The sequence below is a fragment of the Pseudomonas sp. EYE_354 genome (assembly GCF_023148575.1).
Taxonomy (GTDB): domain Bacteria; phylum Pseudomonadota; class Gammaproteobacteria; order Pseudomonadales; family Pseudomonadaceae; genus Aquipseudomonas.
Genome location: NZ_JAHXNQ010000004.1, coordinates 338,969 through 357,666 on the forward strand (window position 1 = coordinate 338,969; position 18,698 = coordinate 357,666).

Consider the following 18,698-nt stretch of genomic DNA (forward strand, 5'->3'; position numbering starts at 1 on the left):
TAGCTACCGCCCCACGGTTTGACCAGCGCAAAAAAGCCGCAAGCGCGGAATAAACCAGGCTTGCGGCTTTTAGGTACATCGATCAGCGCGCGGTGATTTTCCAGGCCCGGTGGATCTTCGCATTGCGCGCAAAATCCGGGTCGATGGTTTTATCGCTGATCTCCTCGACCGCATAGCGTTCGCTGAGGTTGTCCTCGAGCTGGAACTTGCGGAAGTTATTCGAGAAGTACAGCACGCCACCTGGTGCCAGGCGGGCCATGGCCAGGTCGAGCAATTGCACGTGGTCACGCTGCACGTCGAAGATGCCTTCCATACGCTTGGAGTTGGAGAAGGTCGGCGGGTCGATGAAGATCATGTCGAACTCATCGCGACTGGCTTCCAGCCACGCCATCACATCGCCCTGCTCCAGGCGGTTCTTGTCGGAGAAACCATTGAGCGAGAAGTTGCGACGGGCCCAGTCCAGGTAGGTCTTGGACAGGTCGACACTGGTGGTGCTGCGCGCGCCGCCCTTGGCCGCGTGCACACTGGCGGTGGCGGTGTAGCAGTACAGGTTGAGGAAACGCTTGCCGGCCGCCTCTTTTTGAATACGCATGCGCATCGGGCGGTGGTCGAGGAACAGGCCGGTATCCAAGTAGTCGGTGAGGTTGACCAGCAACTTCACGCCGCCTTCGCTGACCTCGGTGAACTTGCCCTGGGCGCTCTGGCGCTCGTACTGCTTGGTGCCGCTCTGACGCTCACGACGCTTGACCACCACACGGCTCTTGTCGATGTTCAGCGCCTGAGGGATGGCGGCAAGCGCATCGAACATGCGTGCGGAGGCTTTTTCCGGGTCGATGGACTTGGGCGCAGCGTATTCCTGCACGTGCACCCAGTCGTGGTACAGGTCGATGGCCATGGAGTATTCCGGCATGTCGGCATCGTAGACACGGTAGCAATCGACGCCTTCACGCTTGGCCCACTTGCCCAGCAACTTGAGGTTCTTTTGCAGACGGTTGGCGAACATCTGCCCGCCTTCGCTCAGGCGCGCTTGCTCGACCACCGGCGCCGGAGCGGGCTTGATCGGATTACCGTTCTTGTTGTACTGACGCTCTTGCGGCTCGGCCGGGGCCTGATCGTAAGCCGCCTGTTCACGTTCGGCCTGGCGTTGCTCCGGGGTGCGGCGCTCGCCGGTGACGAACTGGTCCGGGTTGACTTTGATCAGCAGCAATTTGCACGGCAAGGCGCCGTTCCAGAACGAATACTGCTTGTGGCTGCGGATACCCATGCGCTTGCCCAGGTCCGGCGCGCCGGTGAACACCGCCGCTTCCCAGCCCATGCATGCCTGGCGCAGACGCTCACCCAGGTTCTGATAGAGGTACAGCAGGCTGGCTTCGTCACCCAGGCGCTCGCCGTACGGTGGGTTGCAGATCACCAGGCCTTTCTGGTTCTGGTCCGGGCGCGGTTCAAAGGTACCGACTTCGCCCTGATACACCTTGATCCAGTGGCTCAGGCCTGCGCGCTCGATGTTGTTGCGCGCGGGTTGGATCAGGCGTGGATCCGCTTCGTAGCCACGCACCCACAGTGGGGCTTTGTTCATGCCGATGGCCGCGCGCTCAGTGGCCTCGGCGTGCAGCTTCTTCCACAACGCCGGGACGTGACCCAGCCACGTGGTGAAGCCCCACAGCTCGCGGTTGAGGTTGGGCGCCATGTCGGCGGCGATCATTGCGCCTTCAACCAGGAAGGTACCCACGCCACACATCGGGTCGGTCAACGCGCCGCCTTCGGCCGCAATGCGCGGCCAGCCGGCACGGATCAGAATGGCTGCCGCCAGGTTCTCCTTCAACGGCGCCGCACCTTGCTGCAGGCGATAGCCGCGCTGGTGCAGGCTGTGGCCGGAGAGGTCGAGCGACAAAATGGCTTCGCCGCGGTCCAGGCGCAGGTGAATACGCAGGTCCGGGTTGATCTTGTCGATGGACGGACGTTCGCCGGTCGGGGTGCGCAGCTTGTCGACGATCGCATCCTTGACCTTCAGCGCGCCGAAGTGGGTGTTGTCGATGCCCGAGCCGTGACCGCTGAATTCCACCGCCAAGGTACCGTCACTGACCATGTGGTCGGCCCATTCGATATCCAGCACGCCGTGATAGAGGTCCTCAGCGTCCTTCATCGGGAAGCGCTTGAGCACCAGCAGCACGCGGTTGGCCAGGCGCGACCAGAGACACAGGCGGTAGGCGGTTTCCATGTCGGCCATGCCGCGCACGGCCGAAGTGTGCTCGCGGGCGTCCTCAAGGCCAAGCCCGACGGCTTCCTCGATCAGCAGGCCTTCGAGGCCTTTGGGGCAGGTGAGGAAGAGTTCAAAACGGTCCGACATGGGGCATTCCAGGCTTTTCAGCAATAAATGAACGAGCGACGCATCGCCGGTTCGGTTTTCAATCAAGCACTTTTCTTGAAGAGTGCTCGCGTGGCACGAATGTGCCGTTCCACCCCGTCTGACGAACCCTTGGGCCTTTATTGACGGGGCAGAGTGAATTTTTAAAGCAACAAAAAGAAATATTCCGACCCTTCGTCGAATAGTAACCGACTGCAACGGGCGGACATTCTCACTAAAGGATTAAACCCATCCTCTTTGCAGGGTGCATCATAGCTGGCTTTGCCAGACAAATGGGGCGAAAAGCCATCCCAGCTTATGGCTATAGCATCGTTATCGTTACGTGCTTATGACAAAACGATCATTGAATCCATGTGACCTATTGGTTAGAACTCAACACAGGTTGGCGCCGTAACGACGCCGACACCTTGGCTCGCCACGCCGGCAGCGAGCCCACCAACGGCAGAAAAACTCTGCCCGGCCCCAGACGAGGCCGAAGGATATCAAGACAGTCAACAAGTGAGGGAAACACCCTATGAGAAGACTTAAGCGTGATCCGTTGGAAAGAGCATTTTTACGCGGATATCAATATGGCGTTCATGGCAAATCCCGTGAGCTTTGCCCCTTTACTCTACCGTCGGTACGTCAAGCCTGGATCAACGGCTGGCGCGAAGGACGCGGCGACAACTGGGACGGTATGACAGGCACTGCGGGAATCCACAGACTCAACGAACTTCACGCCGTCGGCTAATCAGGGCACTTAACTCCGACACACCACCTTTGAATATGTAACGACTTAACCACGCACGTCCTATCCGGGCGGCGGGCTTCGGCCCAGGGGGCTCCTTTATGGAGCCCTTTTTAATGGGTGGCGATCAAGGGTTTCTTGGCAAAGCGGCAATGGCATCCACCGATTGGCGAATCAGTGCCGGCCCTTTGTAGATAAAGCCGGAATACAACTGCACCAGACTTGCACCGGCGGCGATTTTCTCGGCCGCGTGCTTGCCCTCGGTGATACCGCCTACCGCAATGATAGGCAAGCGGCCAGCCAGCTCGGCGGCCAGAACCTTGACGATATGCGTGCTCTTGTCCCGAACTGGCGCACCCGACAGGCCACCCGCCTCATCGCCATGGGCCAGACCTTCGACGCCGACACGGCTTAACGTGGTGTTGGTCGCGATGACCGCGTCCATACCGGACTCCACCAGGGCCTGGGCCACCAGCACGGTTTCTTCATCGCTCATGTCAGGGGCAATCTTGATGGCCAGGGGCACGCGCTTGCCATAGCGCACGGCCAGATCTTCCTGGCGCTGGCGCAAGGCTTCGAGCAATTGCTTGAGGGAGTCACCGAACTGCAGGCTGCGCAGGCCCGGCGTGTTCGGCGAGCTGACGTTGACGGTGACATAACTGGCGTGGGCGTAGACCTTGTCCAGGCAGATCAGATAATCATCCACGGCGCGCTCTACCGGCGTGTCGAAGTTCTTGCCGATGTTGATGCCAAGAATGCCCTTGAATTTCGCAGCCTGAACCCGCGATAGCAGGTGATCGACGCCCAGGTTGTTGAAGCCCATGCGGTTGATGATCGCCTCCGCATCCGGCAAACGGAAAATACGCGGCTTGGGGTTGCCCGGCTGCGGTCGCGGGGTCACGGTGCCGATCTCGACAAAACCGAAGCCCAGTTGTGCAAAGCCATCGATGGCCGCGCCGTTCTTGTCCAGGCCGGCGGCCAGACCCACCGGGTTGGGGAACTCCAGCCCCATCACCGACACCGGCATTTTTGCCGGCGCCTTGCATACCAGCCCATTGAGCCCCAGCCGGCCACCGGCGCCGATCAGGTCCAGGGACAGATCGTGGGAAGTTTCCGGGGAGAGTTTGAACAACAGCTGGCGGGCCAGGGTATACATGGGGGGGCTAGACTCGAATGGCGGCGGAAGGTGGCTGCGATTATAGCCAGGGTGGCGGTGCGCACGCGAGGCGCGCCGCCGAAACCGTCAATAGCGCTGCTGTACCAGTGCCTCGTAACGCGCCCAGATTTTTTCTGCGTAGCGCATTCGCAACGCGTCGCGCTGCGGCCCCGAGCCCGGGCCTGCGTTGTAGGCCCCCACCGCCGTCCAGTTGTAGCCAAAGCGCTGGATAAACTCGGCCAGTATCGAAGCACCCACCTCCACCGAGAGGCAGGGCTCGGCTAATAGCCGCTCCTCGGTAATGCCCAGCTTGAGCAAACGTGGCAGGTGAATGCTGTTGATCTGCATAAGCCCCACATCGCGGGTGCCGTTGCGGTTCGCGTCGCTAATTACCTCGGGGCTATAACCTGACTCGACGGCGGCGATAGCCTGCAGCAATTCCGGCTCGATGTCGTAACGCCGGGCAGTTTCTTCCCAGCAATAGGCCTGCGCCTGAGCGCTACTCATCAATAGCCCAAGCAACAACACGTTGCGCCATCCCTTACCCATGACTGACCTGGCCACACGCCGAACAGACATGCTCCACACTCCCCACACGCGCCGCCCCATCGCCTTCAGCCCTCACCGGACAGGTAAAGCGGTACCCGCGACCATAGATCGTCTTGATAAATCCTTTATCGGCACCCAGATGCTTGCGAAGTGAGTAAATACAGCGCGTCAGCGACTCCTCGGCGACCTCTCCCTGGGGCCATACCAGCTCCAACAGCCGATCCTTGGTCATCAGCAGACCGCCTGAGCGCAGCAGCAGCCTCAATACATGCCACTCCTTGGGGGGTAACTGAACATCCACACCGTCACCGGTCAGGCGACCATCATCCAGCAGGGTCCAACGGTCAAAGATCAGGGAAGTCGTCGTCAACCCATCATTCACGACGGCCATAGCTACCTCGGTATGACATTGAAGTCCTTGTTTGCAGTACTGGCTCTTTCGCCCAGGCCCCGACTATAAAAATCTACATGACGTCGCACCCTAGGAAAGAGCCCATATGTCGAGCGCTTTTTAGAATCACCCTGTAAGAGTTTTCTCTACACCCTCCCACTTGATACCCACTCTTGGTAGACCTCGTGCAGCTCAACCCCTAACCGATCCTCCAATTGCACCAATTCGCCCAAGGCGAGCAACTGGCCGTTCACCCGTACCTCTACGCAATGAGTAACCTGCGGCGCCAATGGCAGCACCTTTCCCGGCGCGAAAGCCGCAAGCCGCCTGCGACTGATCAATTGTTCCTGTAACAAAATTTCCAGATGCATTGGATGAGCGCCTTTTATGGAGAGATGTCGCGACCCGGTCGCACGAACGCACGTTGCACACGCTCGTATTGCGCCGACGTCAAAGGCGGTGGGCCACTGCCTGCGGCCTGGGCGGCAGGCTCATCAGCCACGGCCCTGGCCTGAATCACGAACAGACGAACCTTGGACGAGCTGCCCGAACCAGCACTGCGTCCTTGCGCTCGTTCCTCCCGACTAAATGCACCCAGCCAAAGACGTTTACCCTGCGGTGCCCGAACCACGCTGCTGACCCCTACCTGACCCACCGCTGTCGGCTTACCCCGCCGCCCCACTTCACTCACCTGGCGTCCATCCACAATATCAAGCAGCATCTCGATCTGATTCGCCCCGACAAAACGCGGCAAAACGCTGACCTGCGAGCCATAACTCACAGGCTTCCAATCGGTGTCGTCTTCTCCGGGAGCTGGCAGGTAGAACGTGTGGTTATCCCGAAACACGGCCGGCACATTCTCCTGGGTGAGAATCACCGGCAATGTCAACACCCTGGCCCGACGTCGACGCTCCAGCGTGGCGATTTGCGCCATCAACCGCTCGTCGTCCAGTGGTTCGAAAACCCGTGAAACCTGGGTCTTGACCTCCTTACCCCAGGCCGGATCCAGCTTTTCCAGCGCTTCACGCTCTACATCAACCAGCCACAACGAAACCTCAATAGCCCGCTTGGGCGTGTCCAGTTCGGCCACCAGTTGCTCAATGAAACCGAGTTGGGCGGGTTTGCCCTTGACCAGCAAGCTGTTGGTGTCTGGATAGGCGATCACCGCAAGCCCCTTGTCGGCCAATGGGCCCTTCTGTTCGCCTGCCAGCAGGGTCTTGATCATCGACGCCATCCCTGGCACCACGACCTTGTCCTCGCCCATCGCGTACTCACGGTCCGCCACATGCGTATTGAGGATTTGCACCACGGCAAACGCCTGGTTCCCCACACGCAATGCGGCGCGCTGGCGATCCATCAACTGAGCCAGGTTCAGTACTTGATCAACATAGCGTGGCGGGCCGGACACATAGAATGTCCGCTGCCCGTTTACGCGCAAGGGATGGCGATTTTCATCAAACCCGGAACGGCGCATCAGGCTGCGAAACCTGTCGACGGAAATATGCCGCAACGTCACCGCCGAGCTTTTTGCCTCGCTGGCGTCATAGAGGTAAAGCACTTGCCCGTCGCTGTGCCAGATCAAGCCGTGTTGTAACGCCAACGCCTCAAGTGCCTGCTGGGGTTCCTCGAGATCGACAGTTCCACTGAAGCGTTTACGCGCGACCTCACGGCTCGCCACGACAGGCACGCCAAGGGGCAACGACAGGACGGTAAAAACGGTATGCAGGCTTTCGTCCTGCGCCTGATAGCTTTTGCCCCAGGCCGACCCGTTTACCAGCACCAAGGCAGTACACAGCAACCAGCGGCACAGCCAGTGGCAGGATAATGTTGCGGAGAAGTCAGCGTACGCCATGGGTTTGCTGGGCAGCCAGGTCATAAGAAGCGGCCATACTGAGAGGGCGCTCACTTTCAATCTTGATGAAAAGCTGATGGTCAGGCGTGCCGCTCGGCCCGTGGCATGTGCCTTGCTAAGCACTCTGTATCAAAGCGCGCACCAACGGCGGAGCGGGCTTACGGACAAAGGCGTCGTTACCCGCAATGGCTTGCATCGCCATTTGAGGGAACGACGCTTTTTTTTGAAAGAAAAGGTAGATAGTGATGAATGATTCGGTTGGCAACAGCCCGATAAAAGACCCGCTGGCATGGGTCAACGGCAGCGATGCACCGGAAAAAAGCAGCCTTGACCTGGGCTTCATGGCCCTTAGCGATTGCGCGACCCTGGTGGTGGCCGCCACCCAGGGCTTTGCGCAACCCTACGGCCTGACCTTGAACCTCAAGCGTCAATCCTCATGGGCCAACCTGCGGGACAAACTGGTCAGCGGCGAACTGGATGCCGCCCACAGCCTGTACGGGCTGATCTATGCCGTGCACTTGGGTATCGGCGGTGTAGCGCCTACCGACATGGCGGTGTTGATGGGGCTCAACCAGAACGGTCAGAGCATCAACCTGTCCCGCGGCCTGCAACACCAGGGGGTGGTCACTCCTGAGGCGCTGGACCGCCACGTGCACCAAAGCCGAACAAAACTCACCTTCGCCCAGACCTTTCCCACTGGCACCCATGCGATGTGGCTGTATTACTGGCTCGCCAGCCAGGGCATTCATCCGTTGCAAGACGTGAACAGTGTAGTGGTCCCGCCGCCGCAAATGGTGGCGCACTTACAGGCTGGGCGTATCGACGGCTTTTGCGTCGGCGAACCCTGGAGTGCCAGCGCGGTAGCGCAACACCAGGGGTTTACCCTGGCAACGACCCAGGCGATCTGGCCGAATCATCCGGAAAAGGTACTCGGCTGCACACAAGCCTTCGTCGACCAATACCCCAATACCGCCCGCGTGCTGGTCATGGCCCTTCTCGAAGCCAGCCGGTTCATTGAGCAAAGCACCGAAAACCGCCGCTCCACTGCGCAGTTACTCAGCGGTCGCGACTACCTTGACGCGCCTGTCGAGTGCATCGAACCGCGCCTGCTGGGGGTTTATGACGATGGCCTGGGTAACCGCTGGCAGGACCCCCATGCCCTGCGATTTTTCGCCGACGGCGAGGTGAACCTGCCGTACCTCTGCGATGGCATGTGGTTCATGACCCAGTTTCGACGCTGGGGTCTGCTGCGCGAAGACCCTGACTACCAAGGCGTTGCCCGTCGCGTACAGCAACTGACGCTTTATCGCCAAGCGGCCGATGCCTTGGGTATCAACACCCCGCAGCACGACACGCGCAGCAGCCAACTGATCGACGGCAAGGTCTGGGACGGCTCGGACCCTGCCGCGTACGCCCGCAGCTTCCGTCTGCACGCCCTGGCCGAACACGCCAGCCGCCAAGCCTTACGCTGACGGGAGCACCTCTATGCTGCGAATCCTGTTGATCAATGACACCCCACGCAAGGTCGGGCGCCTCAGAGCCGCGCTGATCGAGGCCGGTTTTGAGGTCATCGACGAGTCCGGCCTGACCATCGACCTGCCGGCGCGCGTCGAAACGGTGCGCCCGGACGTGATCCTGATCGATACCGAGTCACCGGGCCGCGATGTGATGGAGCAAGTGGTGCTGGTCAGTCGCGACCAACCACGGCCGATCGTAATGTTTACCGACGAGAATGATCCGGACGTGATGCGCCAGGCCATCAAGTCAGGCGTCAGTGCGTACATCGTCGAAGGCATCCAGGCCCAGCGCCTGCAGCCGATTCTCGACGTGGCCATGGCTCGTTTCGAAAGCGATCAGGCGTTGCGCGCGCAGCTTCAGGCCCGTGACCAGCAGTTGGCCGAGCGCAAGCGCATTGAATTGGCCAAAGGCATGCTGATGAAAATGAAGGACTGCAACGAGGAAGAGGCCTACACCCTGATGCGCCGGCAGGCCATGAGCCGCCAGCAGAAATTGATCCAGGTCGCCGAGCAGATTATCGCCATGAGCGAGTTGCTCGGCTGATATGGCGCGGGACTTGCTAAAGAATTACTACAGGTAACCAACGGCGGTTGCCCCTCCACGACAAAGACGTCGCACATCCGGTTTGCCTTAGCGAACCCGGTGGCGGCGTTTTTTTGTTTTGGCCCCTTTAACACGGGGCCGGTGGGGTGGCCTCAGCCGGCTGCTCCATCACCAGGCCTTCTATAAGACTCCCAACCGTTGAGGTGCGTGATGAAATCAAGCTTCTGGAAATCCGGGCACACCCCGACCCTGTTTGCCGCGTTCCTGTATTTCGACCTGAGCTTCATGGTCTGGTATTTGTTGGGGCCTCTGGCCGTGCAAATCTCCGCCGACCTGCACCTGACCACCCAACAACGCGGCCTGATGGTGGCCACGCCGATCCTGGCGGGCGCGGTGCTGCGCTTTCTGATGGGCATGCTGGCGGACAAGCTGTCGCCCAAGACCGCGGGTCTGATTGGCCAAGTGATCGTGATCGTCGCGTTATTCGGCGCCTGGAAACTGGGGATTCACAGTTACGAGCAAGCGTTGCTGTTGGGCCTGTTCCTCGGCATGGCCGGCGCGTCGTTCGCCGTGGCGCTGCCCCTGGCCTCCCAATGGTACCCGGCAGAACATCAGGGCAAGGCCATGGGCATCGCCGGTGCCGGGAACTCCGGCACCGTATTCGCCGCCTTGCTCGCACCAGTGCTGGCAGCGGCGTTTGGCTGGAGCAATGTGTTCGGCTTCGCGCTGATTCCGCTGATCCTGACCCTGATTGTGTTCGCCTGGCTCGCGCAAAATGCCCCCGAACGCCCTAAAGCCAAATCCATGGCTGACTACTTCAAGGCTTTGGGCGACCGCGACAGTTGGTGGTTCATGTTTTTCTACAGCGTGACCTTTGGCGGCTTTATCGGCCTGGCCAGCGCCCTGCCCGGCTATTTCAACGACCAGTACGGCCTGAGCCCCGTCACCGCCGGCTACTACACCGCCGCCTGCGTGTTCGGTGGCAGCCTGATGCGCCCACTGGGTGGCGCCCTGGCCGACCGTTTCGGCGGGATCCGTACCCTGCTCGGCATGTACAGCGTGGCGGCGATCTGCATTGCAGCGGTGGGCTTCAACCTGCCCAGCTCCTACGCGGCGCTGGCACTTTTTGTCTGCACCATGCTCGGTCTGGGCGCGGGCAATGGCGCTGTATTCCAGTTGGTGCCGCAGCGTTTTCGCCGTGAAATCGGGGTAATGACCGGCCTGATCGGTATGGCTGGCGGCATCGGTGGTTTCGCCCTGGCGGCCGGCATGGGCGCCATCAAGCAAAGCACCGGCAGCTATCAGTTGGCCTTGTGGTTGTTCGCCAGCCTCGGCGTGCTGGCGTGGTTCGGCCTGCATGGCGTCAAGCGTCGCTGGAGAACCACTTGGGGCTCGGCTGCCGTGACCGCTGCGCGCGTCTGATGAGCCTGCAACTGAGCGTCGCCCAAGCCAGCGCCATCGGCCCACGGGCAGAAAACCAGGACGCGCTGCGGGTGGTCACCCCCGTGGCAGAGCTGGCGGCGAGCAAAGGCTACCTCTGTGCCATGGCCGACGGTGTCAGCCAATGCGCCGATGGTGGTCTGGCCGCCCGCTCGACCTTGCAGGCCCTGGCCCTGGATTACTACGCCACGCCGCAAACCTGGAGCGTGGCGCAGGCCCTGGAACGCTTGCTGCTGGCGCAGAATCGCTGGCTGCAGGCCAATGGAGGTGGCCAACCGTTGCTCACCACCCTCAGTGCCCTGGTGTTTCGCGGACAGCGCTTTACCCTGGCGCATGTCGGTGACTGTCGGGCCTATCGCTGGCTGGACGGTGAACTGCAGCGCATCAGCGAAGACCACGTATGGGACCAGCCAGGGATGCAGCACGTGCTCAAGCGCGCGCTGGGCCTGGATCAGCATTTGGTGCTGGACTTCCTCGACGGTCAATTGCGCGAGGGCGAATGCTTCCTGCTGCTCAGCGATGGGGTTTGGGCCACGCTGGGTGATCACAGTATCCGAGGGATCCTGCGCGAGCAGACCGACCTGGACCTGGCGGTCAACACCCTGGTCAACGCGGCGCATCTGGCCGGCAGCCAGGACAATGCCAGCGCCTTGCTGGTGCGTATCGACACCCTTGGAGAAGCCACCCTGGGCGACGCGCTGGTGCAATTGCAGCAATGGCCCCTGCCACCAGCTTTAAAACCCGGCCAACGCTTTGAAGGCTGGCACGTGGACGCAGTGCTTGCACAGAGCCGACAGTCAGTGCTGTATCGGGTGCACGATGCCCAACAGCAACCCTGGCTGCTGAAGACTCTGCCCCTGAACCGCGACGACGACAGCGACGCCGGCCAGGCGCTGCTTTCGGAAGAATGGTTTTTGCGACGGGTGGCCGGTCGGGCGTTCCCTGAAGTGCATGCCGCCAGTGCACGTCAGCATTTGTACTACGTGATGCGTGAATATCCGGGGCTGACCCTGGCCGAAACATTCAAGCGCCAAGGCCCATTACCCTTGGCGCAATGGCAGTCGGTGGCCGAGCGCTTGCTGCGGGCGGTGGGCATGCTGCATCGACGGCAGATCCTGCACCGCGACATCAAGCCGGAAAACCTGCTGCTGGGCGACGACGGTGAATTACGCATGCTGGATTTTGGCTTGGCGTACTGCCCCGGTCTTTCAGAAGACCGTGCCCATGCGCTACCCGGCACCCCCAGTTTTATTGCACCCGAGGCCTTCAATGGCGAACGTCCTACGGCCCAACAGGATTTATACAGCGTCGGCGTCACCCTGTATTACCTGCTGACCGGGCACTATCCCTACGGGGAAATCGAAGCGTTCCAACGGCCCAGGTTCAGCCAGCCGGTCAGCGCCAGCCGCTATCGGCCCGACCTGCCGGATTGGCTACCACTGAGCCTGGAGCGGGCCGTGGCGTCACAACCAGAACAACGTTACGAAACCGCCGAAGAATGGTTGGTGGTGCTTGAGCAAGCCGATCGGCGGGAGCTGAGCGTTCGCCCACGCCCGCTGCTGGAGCGCGAGCCATTGATGGTCTGGCGCACCCTGGCGTTGCTGTCGCTCCTGATCAACCTGGTGCTGCTGTATTCCGTTTTTCACAGTTAACGTCATCTCTACACGAGGCAAACCCCCATGAATGCAAAAGTCTGGCTGGTGGGCGCAGGCCCCGGTGATCCGGAACTGTTGACCCTCAAAGCGGTACGGGCAATGCACGAAGCCGATGTGGTATTGATCGACGATCTGGTCAACCCAGCGGTGTTGGAACACTGTGCCCAGGCGCGGGTTATTACCGTGGGCAAACGCGGTGGCTGCCGCTCAACGCCGCAGGATTTTATCCACCGCCTGATGCTGCGCTACGCACGCCAGGGCAAGTGCGTGGTACGGCTCAAGGGCGGCGATCCGTGCATTTTCGGACGCGGCGGCGAAGAAGCGATATGGCTGCGCGAGCGCGGCATCGAGGTAGAGCTGGTCAACGGGATTACCGCTGGATTGGCCGGAGCAACGAACTGCGCGATTCCACTGACGTTGCGCGGAGTCAGCCGTGGCGTGACTTTGGTCACGGCACACACTCAGGACGATAGCCAACTCAACTGGCGCGCCTTGGCCGAAGGCGGCACGACCCTGGTGATTTATATGGGGGTGGCCAAGCTGGAGGAGATTCGTCGGCAATTGCTGGAAGGCGGGATGGCCGCGCACATGCCCGTGGCGATGATCGAAAATGCATCGCTGCCCCAGCAGCGCGAATGCCGCAGTGAGTTGTCGAGGATGCATGAGGATGCACACACATTCGCTTTGAAGAGCCCGGCGATCCTGGTGATCGGCAGTGTTGCCGCCGCTGAACAAGCCGCCTTCCTGGCATCGGCAGCCAGCGCTTGAGGTAAATTCAAGGCGAAAAAAAACCCGGCCGGAGCCGGGTTTTTTCTACAACTCAGTAATTACTGAGCGGTAGCTTCAACCGACGCTTCTACACGACGGTTAACAGCACGACCAGCTTCAGTTGCGTTGTCAGCAACTGGGCGGGATTCGCCGTAACCTACAGCAGTTACACGGCTAGGAGCCACGCCGTCTTTAACCAGGACTTGCTTAACAGCGTCAGCACGACGCTGGGACAGCTTCTGGTTGTAGGCGTCTGGACCTACGGAGTCAGTGTGACCAGCAACTTCTACGTTGGTAGCTGGGTACTGAGCCATGAAGTCGGCCAGGTTTTTCACGTCGCCGTAGCTGTTAGGCTTAACAACGGCCTTGTCGAAGTCGAACTTAACGTCCAGCTCAACACGAACAACCTGAGCAACTGGAGCTTCTGGCTCTGGAGTTGGCTCTGGAGCTGGTGCTGGGGTAGGAGCTGGAGCAGCTGCGCCAGCGTTACCGCCGAAGTTCACGCCCAGACCGACCAGTGCGGAGTAGTCCCACTTGCCGTTGTCCAGACCGTAGTCAGCTTCAACACCGGCACGAGCGTACAGGTTGTTGGTGAAGTAGTACTTAACACCGGTACCCACGATAGCCTGAGTGGTCTGATCGCGACCGCTGTGGCCGTCAGCCAGCACGTTGGTGCGGCTCTGGTGACCGAAACCGCCTTCTACGTATGGACGCAGGCTGTCAACGCCAGCCTGACCGAAGTGGTACTGAGCAGTCAGGCTGCCGGTATCACCTTTGATCTTCTGGTTGCCAGTACCGTCGTTCGAACGGGTGTGGTTGGTTTTGTCGTAGGACAGGTTCAAGGACAGGTCGTCGGTCAGGAAGTAACCGATGCGAGCGCCAGGATTGAAGCCGTCTTCGATGTGCTTGACGCTATCGTTGTACTGCTTCTTGTAGAACAGCTCGCCTTCAACTGCGCCTTGGCCTTGTGCCAGAACGCCGAAAGAAGTAGCGGCAATAAGAGAACCAATGGCCAAGCCCAAGGTGTTTTTCAGTTTCATCCGTTAAATCCCCATCTGGTGATTGTAAAGCAGTCCCACAAACCGGGGGACAACTCGGCGACAAGTCTAACAGAACTTGCCTACACGTAAGAGATATTTGCCACGCACTAAGTTTCAGTCTCGCCCGCAAATTTCTCACGTAATTTATCTAGAGCACGCTTGTAACGCATTTTTGTAGCACTCAAACCCATGTGCATGATGTCAGCGATTTCCTGAAACTCCAGCTCTGCGACAAATCGAAGCACCAGAATTTCCCGGTCAATCGGGTTCACATACACCAGCCAGCGATCAAGTCCGCCCTTCTCCTCGGGTGCCGGCGCCTTTTCTTCAGACGCCTCCTCAAGGGGGTCAAGACTCAAAGCGTCCATCAAGCGACGCTTTCGCCGTTCCTTCCGATACTGCGTGATGCACTCGTTGTACGTGATGCTGTAGAGCCATGTCTTGAACTTCGATTTGCCCTCGAAGTTCTTCAGGCCGTACAGCACCTTGAGCATCACCTCCTGACAGACATCATCCGCATCTCTATCGTTCCCTAAATACCTTGAACAAACGTTGAACAGAGTGCGTTGATATCTGCGCATCAATTCTTCATACGCGCGAGTTACGTGAAACAGCTCCGTGTGCGCACGCGCGACCAACTCCTCATCAGAGAGCTCACGGGGGTCATAGCGCGTGGACAGCGTTTGGGCTTTATTCAAAACAAGTCGTGCCGACAGTCAGGTCAATGTCCGCTACAGCCCGGTCAGCCGGGTTTGCGGCGGCGTACATTAGCAGGGTTTGCCGGATTAGCGGCTACTGACCTGCTGCTCCAGGAGAATCCGATTGGACAACGACACCAGGTCGCCGTCATCGGTCAGCACCGTCGTCTTGACTGTGCCGATCTCCTCGATTTGCCCTTCGACCTCGCCCACACGCACCTGTTGCCCCACCTGATACAACTCACGCACATAGATTCCCGCAAGAATCTGACCGGCAATTTCCCGACTTCCCAAGCCCATGGCCAGCGCAACGGCCAGACCAACGGTAATCAAAACGATCACAATCACGTGGTTGAGCAGGTCAGTTTTGACCTCCAACTGGCTGATCGCGACTGAAATACTGATGATAATCACCAGACCCTGGGCAATTCGCCCCAGGCCAGCTGCATAATCCAGCCCCACGCCTTCGGCAGCGCCGCGCACCAGCCCATTGGCCAGTTGCGCCAGCAGCACACCTACCAGCAATACCAGCGCGCCACCGAAAACCTTCGGCAAATACAGCGCCAGCATGTCGAGCGTAGCTGAAACTCGCTCAAGTCCAAGAGACTGAGCCGCCGATACCAGAAAAATCAGCAAAACAAACCAATAAACGATCTTGCCGATCAATGTGGAGATCGGCACCTGCAACCCGGCACGCCCCAGCAGCTTGGTCAGGCCAGTACCCGCCATCAAGCGGTCCAGGCCCAGCTTTGCGAGCAATTTGGACAGCAGGGTGTCGAGCAGTTTGGCCACGACAAAACCCAGCAATACCAGGACCAGCGCACCAAACAGGTTCGGAATGAAGTTCGCCACCTTGGTCCACAATGCGGTCATTGCGGTGACCAGGCTTTGGGTCCAGAGATCAAGTTCCATATTCAATCAGCCTTATCAGCAGTGCACGCAAGAGGTTTACGACGGGAGACCGGTGATACGTGGGCCGAACCATTGTTCAGGGCCATCATCAACGCCGGCAGCCAACGACCGAGCAGCCCGAACAGATCACCCGCCCCCACTTGACGGTTGGCGGTTTTCAAAACGCGGCCCAGGCAGGCATCGTCGTCGCGGTTGGACGGCGAGGCATTGAGCATGTCACGCAAAGACTGTTCGAACGGATCGTGCATAAAAGACCTCTCGCAAGTGATTTAAAAGACGAGGGTAAAATTCCTGGGGTCACATGCCCCCTTTCCTACGTTCAGCTCATATTCAGCTCAAACCCAGCGTAATCGTCGAAAAAGCCACCATTGTCCCAGGGCCACCGACACCATCAACAGGCACGCCAACATGAATCCGTAAGGGCTCTGCGAGAACGGTATGCCCCCCACGTTGATGCCCAGCAGGCCGGTCAAAAAGCTCATCGGCAGAAAGATCCCGGTGATGATCCCAAAGCGGTACATGGTGCGATTCATACGCACGCTCAAACGGCGGTCTTCAGCCTCAAGCACAAGCCCCACGCGCTCCCGAGTCAGTTCGAGCTCTTCCAGGTAGCGGGTCAGACTGTTGTTCAATTCGTTCCAGTAATCGGCATCGTCGTCACAGAACCACGCTAATTTGATTCGGGTCAGTTGGGCGAAAATATCCCGTTGCGGCGCCAGGAATCGCTTGAGCCCGGCCGCTCGCCGACGGATCTGCAAAATGCTGCCGTGTTCGGGAGTGTACCGTTCGTCGGTATCGAGTTTTTCTTCTTCGGTATCGACGATTTCTGACAAGTCCGTGACCAGATCCTGCACTTTATTGGTCAGGTACTGCGCCATATAGAGGATGAGTTCCGACGCGGTTCTTGGGCCTTTGCCGTCCGCCAACTGCACCAGCAGTTCATCGGTGGCACGCAGCGGGCGCAGGCGCAGCGAGATCACACGGCTTGCGGCCGCGAAAATGCGTACCGAGACCATGTCTTCGGGCTCAGCGCCGGGGTTGAGGTTAACCCCACGCAGAAACAGCAGCAGTTCGGCCTCGGGCAACGGTAGCAGCCTTGGCCGCGTGTTCTCCTCCAGCAGCAGATCACAGGCAAACTCACTCAAACCACTGGCTTTGCGCAGCCAGGTCTGCGTTTGAGGATGGCTGCGATCCCAGTGCAGCCACAGGCTTTCCTGGGGCTGCAGCTGCAAATCATCGAGCTCAGTCCGGGCAATCGAACGCGCACCGCCTTTACCGTCCAGCACCAGGGCATGCACCAACCCCCATTGCGCGTTTTCTTCCTCGAACATCCTCACCCCTGTCGGCTATTGCGATTTATTCAGGCATTTTCAGCGGGCTGGGCGAAACGATCACACCATTGTTATCGGCATAAATGTATTCGCCGGGCCGGAAGGTCACGCCGGCAAACGTGACCACCACGTTCAGGTCGCCGATACCACGCTTGTCGGTCTTCATCGGGTGACTGGCCAGGGCCTGCACCCCCAGGTCGGTCTGGGCGATGACATCGACGTCACGGATGCAACCGTAGATCACCAGGCCTTCCCAGCCATTCTTCGCGGCTTTCTCGGCAATCATGTCGCCCAGCAAAGCGCGACGCAGTGACCCCCCACCGTCGACCACCAGCACCTTGCCGGCGCCCGGCTGATCGGCTTGCTCCTTGACCAGCGAGTTATCTTCGAAGCACTTGATGGTGACAATCTCGCCACCGAAGGAATCTCGGCCACCGAAATTGCTGAACATCGGCTCGACCACCTGCACCAGTTCCGGGTAGGCGTCGCACAGGTCGGGGGTCACGTAATGGTTCATTGAAAAATTCCTTTCTGCCAAAGAAGTGTCTTTCGAAAGAAGCGCCAGCGAGGCCGGTGCGCAACATCCCATTCGCTTCGCCGTAACGCAATAGCGACCAAGCGACTGAATATGACCAGAAGCGTTTAACGCGTCATATCTTAGCCGCAACCTTGCAGGAGCGAAACGCCCTTGGCAGAGCCCTGCATCAAACCGTCGCAGGGATCTCGGCAGGGGCACCGAACAAAGGAGCGAGCGGGTCCTTCAGCCATTGCTCCACCAGCGGCCACACTTCGACCTGAGCCGCTTTGCTGACCAACATCTCCACATGCCCGAAATCTCCAGTGAAACCCTGCCGGCGTCCAAGGAGCAGGTACTGGCGATGTTCAGAGCCGACCTGGTCGAAAAGTTTACGACAGGCCCAGTCCGGGTCCTGTTGATCGCCAGCGGCGCTGACTGCCAGTAATGGCACCTCGACTTGGGCGAGACCTTTCCACCAATCCTGCTTTGCATCGCCAAAACGGCCGAACAAACCATTCCAGCGCATGGCCTCGATCATCACGCCCGCAGGCTCATCCTCCGGGCCGCGCTTGAACCGCGAGCCAGATACCCGGCCGAAGCGTTTCATGAGCAATCGGCCGGTCCATTCCACCGGCGGGATTTTCAACGGCCAGTGGGTGCGGCTGATCTGGCAGCCAAACAATGCCACCGAAGCCACCGCCGGTGCCCCCAGGTACTGACCGCCAAGGGCCGCCACCAGGGTGGTAGCTCCCAGGGAATGGCCGATCCAATGTGGAATCTGAGCGCTTTGCTCCCTCACAAACGCGCCGATGGCCGGCAAATCGTAACGCGCGTAGTCGGCAACCCGGTTTTTGGCGTAGTCGTGATTGCGCTTGGACAGACCATGACCGCGCATTTCCGGGATCCACACGTCAAACCCCTGCCGCGCCAAGTAGGCGCCCAGGCCGATACCTTTGGGCGAGTACCAGAAGCGTCGATTGGAAAAGCTGCCATGCAACAAAATAACGGGGATGCCCCGGTTTTCCGCGACATCAGCCAGGCCTAATCGGGTAACCGCCAGCTCGACGGTGCCGTCGGGGCTGTTACCGGGCTTGAGGCGGTATACATCTTCACTCAGGTCGCCACGACGTTCAGCACTGATCAAGGCGACGGGAAACAGATTGCTGCTGCTTTGCATAATGCTCTTGCACAAAAAAGGGCGGCGTCCGCAAGGATGCCCGCCCTGTACAGATAAGA

At 59.7% G+C, this 18,698-nt stretch carries 19 protein-coding genes; 6 read left to right on the forward strand and 13 right to left on the reverse strand.

Going from position 1 to position 18,698, the window contains the following annotated elements; genetic code table 11:
- Positions 1–82: 82 nt before the first annotated feature.
- On the reverse strand, positions 83–2,347 hold the full coding sequence (rlmKL, locus tag KZX66_RS07970; protein WP_248078121.1) for a bifunctional 23S rRNA (guanine(2069)-N(7))-methyltransferase RlmK/23S rRNA (guanine(2445)-N(2))-methyltransferase RlmL: 2,265 nt from the start codon (positions 2,345–2,347) through the stop codon (positions 83–85).
- 532 nt (positions 2,348–2,879) lie between these two features.
- On the opposite strand from rlmKL, the gene KZX66_RS07975 reads away from it, so the two are divergent.
- Positions 2,880–3,095 carry a ribosome modulation factor gene (locus KZX66_RS07975; RefSeq protein WP_002553055.1) on the forward strand — a complete coding sequence of 72 codons (216 nt, stop codon included), beginning with the start codon at positions 2,880–2,882 and terminating at the stop codon, positions 3,093–3,095.
- A 124-nt stretch (positions 3,096–3,219) separates the two neighbouring features.
- On the opposite strand, the gene KZX66_RS07980 is transcribed toward KZX66_RS07975, so the two are convergent.
- The 5 genes from KZX66_RS07980 to sctC all read right to left on the reverse strand — a co-directional run bounded on the left by KZX66_RS07980 (position 3,220) and on the right by sctC (position 7,064).
- Positions 3,220–4,248 (reverse strand): quinone-dependent dihydroorotate dehydrogenase, encoded by a 1,029-nt coding sequence (locus KZX66_RS07980; protein WP_248078123.1) that lies wholly within the window; start codon positions 4,246–4,248, stop codon positions 3,220–3,222.
- Between the two features lie 87 nt (positions 4,249–4,335).
- A complete protein-coding gene (locus tag KZX66_RS07985) occupies positions 4,336–4,797 on the reverse strand; it encodes a transglycosylase SLT domain-containing protein (RefSeq protein WP_248078200.1) in 462 nt (153 codons plus the stop codon).
- The gene (locus KZX66_RS07990; RefSeq protein WP_248078124.1) at positions 4,790–5,188 is read right to left on the reverse strand and encodes a winged helix-turn-helix domain-containing protein; all 399 of its coding nucleotides are present in this window, start codon (positions 5,186–5,188) and stop codon (positions 4,790–4,792) included. The genes KZX66_RS07985 and KZX66_RS07990 overlap by 8 nt, the downstream gene beginning before the upstream one ends.
- A gap of 146 nt (positions 5,189–5,334) precedes the next feature.
- Entirely contained in the window at positions 5,335–5,559 is a 225-nt protein-coding gene (locus tag KZX66_RS07995; RefSeq protein ID WP_248078125.1) for a FliM/FliN family flagellar motor switch protein, read from the reverse strand.
- A gap of 14 nt (positions 5,560–5,573) precedes the next feature.
- Entirely contained in the window at positions 5,574–7,064 is a 1,491-nt protein-coding gene (sctC, locus tag KZX66_RS08000; protein ID WP_248078126.1) for a type III secretion system outer membrane ring subunit SctC, read from the reverse strand.
- 221 nt (positions 7,065–7,285) lie between these two features.
- Between sctC and KZX66_RS08005 the strand changes: the two genes are divergently transcribed.
- The 5 genes from KZX66_RS08005 (at position 7,286) to cobA (ending at position 12,964) form a co-directional block, all read left to right on the forward strand.
- Positions 7,286–8,512, forward strand: coding sequence for a CmpA/NrtA family ABC transporter substrate-binding protein (locus KZX66_RS08005; protein WP_248078127.1), 1,227 nt, complete (start codon positions 7,286–7,288; stop codon positions 8,510–8,512).
- 13 nt (positions 8,513–8,525) lie between these two features.
- Positions 8,526–9,101, forward strand: coding sequence for an ANTAR domain-containing protein (locus tag KZX66_RS08010; protein WP_248078128.1), 576 nt, complete (start codon positions 8,526–8,528; stop codon positions 9,099–9,101).
- A 210-nt stretch (positions 9,102–9,311) separates the two neighbouring features.
- Positions 9,312–10,523 (forward strand): nitrate/nitrite transporter, encoded by a 1,212-nt coding sequence (locus tag KZX66_RS08015; protein WP_248078129.1) that lies wholly within the window; start codon positions 9,312–9,314, stop codon positions 10,521–10,523.
- Complete coding sequence (locus KZX66_RS08020; RefSeq protein WP_248078131.1) at positions 10,523–12,193, forward strand: bifunctional protein-serine/threonine kinase/phosphatase; 1,671 nt, start codon at positions 10,523–10,525, stop codon at positions 12,191–12,193. Before KZX66_RS08015 ends, KZX66_RS08020 begins: the two co-directional genes overlap by 1 nt.
- A 27-nt stretch (positions 12,194–12,220) precedes the next feature.
- Positions 12,221–12,964: a uroporphyrinogen-III C-methyltransferase gene (gene cobA, locus KZX66_RS08025; protein ID WP_248078132.1), complete on the forward strand. Its 744-nt coding sequence runs from the start codon at positions 12,221–12,223 to the stop codon at positions 12,962–12,964.
- Between the two features lie 59 nt (positions 12,965–13,023).
- On the opposite strand, the gene KZX66_RS08030 is transcribed toward cobA, so the two are convergent.
- From KZX66_RS08030 to KZX66_RS08060, 7 genes are all read right to left on the reverse strand, one after another.
- Entirely contained in the window at positions 13,024–14,004 is a 981-nt protein-coding gene (locus KZX66_RS08030) for an OmpA family protein (RefSeq protein WP_248078134.1), read from the reverse strand.
- 107 nt (positions 14,005–14,111) lie between these two features.
- Complete coding sequence (gene sigX / locus KZX66_RS08035; RefSeq protein WP_003175518.1) at positions 14,112–14,702, reverse strand: RNA polymerase sigma factor SigX; 591 nt, start codon at positions 14,700–14,702, stop codon at positions 14,112–14,114.
- Positions 14,703–14,789: 87 nt separating this feature from the next.
- On the reverse strand, positions 14,790–15,614 hold the full coding sequence (locus tag KZX66_RS08040; RefSeq protein WP_003175519.1) for a mechanosensitive ion channel domain-containing protein: 825 nt from the start codon (positions 15,612–15,614) through the stop codon (positions 14,790–14,792).
- Positions 15,615–15,616: 2 nt separating this feature from the next.
- Positions 15,617–15,862 (reverse strand): CrfX protein, encoded by a 246-nt coding sequence (locus tag KZX66_RS08045; protein WP_248078135.1) that lies wholly within the window; start codon positions 15,860–15,862, stop codon positions 15,617–15,619.
- 87 nt (positions 15,863–15,949) lie between these two features.
- The gene (locus KZX66_RS08050; protein WP_248078136.1) at positions 15,950–16,945 is read right to left on the reverse strand and encodes a zinc transporter ZntB; all 996 of its coding nucleotides are present in this window, start codon (positions 16,943–16,945) and stop codon (positions 15,950–15,952) included.
- A gap of 25 nt (positions 16,946–16,970) precedes the next feature.
- Entirely contained in the window at positions 16,971–17,462 is a 492-nt protein-coding gene (rraA, locus tag KZX66_RS08055; protein ID WP_017527456.1) for a ribonuclease E activity regulator RraA, read from the reverse strand.
- Positions 17,463–17,649: 187 nt separating this feature from the next.
- A complete protein-coding gene (locus KZX66_RS08060; RefSeq protein WP_248078137.1) occupies positions 17,650–18,639 on the reverse strand; it encodes an alpha/beta fold hydrolase in 990 nt (329 codons plus the stop codon).
- Positions 18,640–18,698 lie beyond the last annotated feature (59 nt).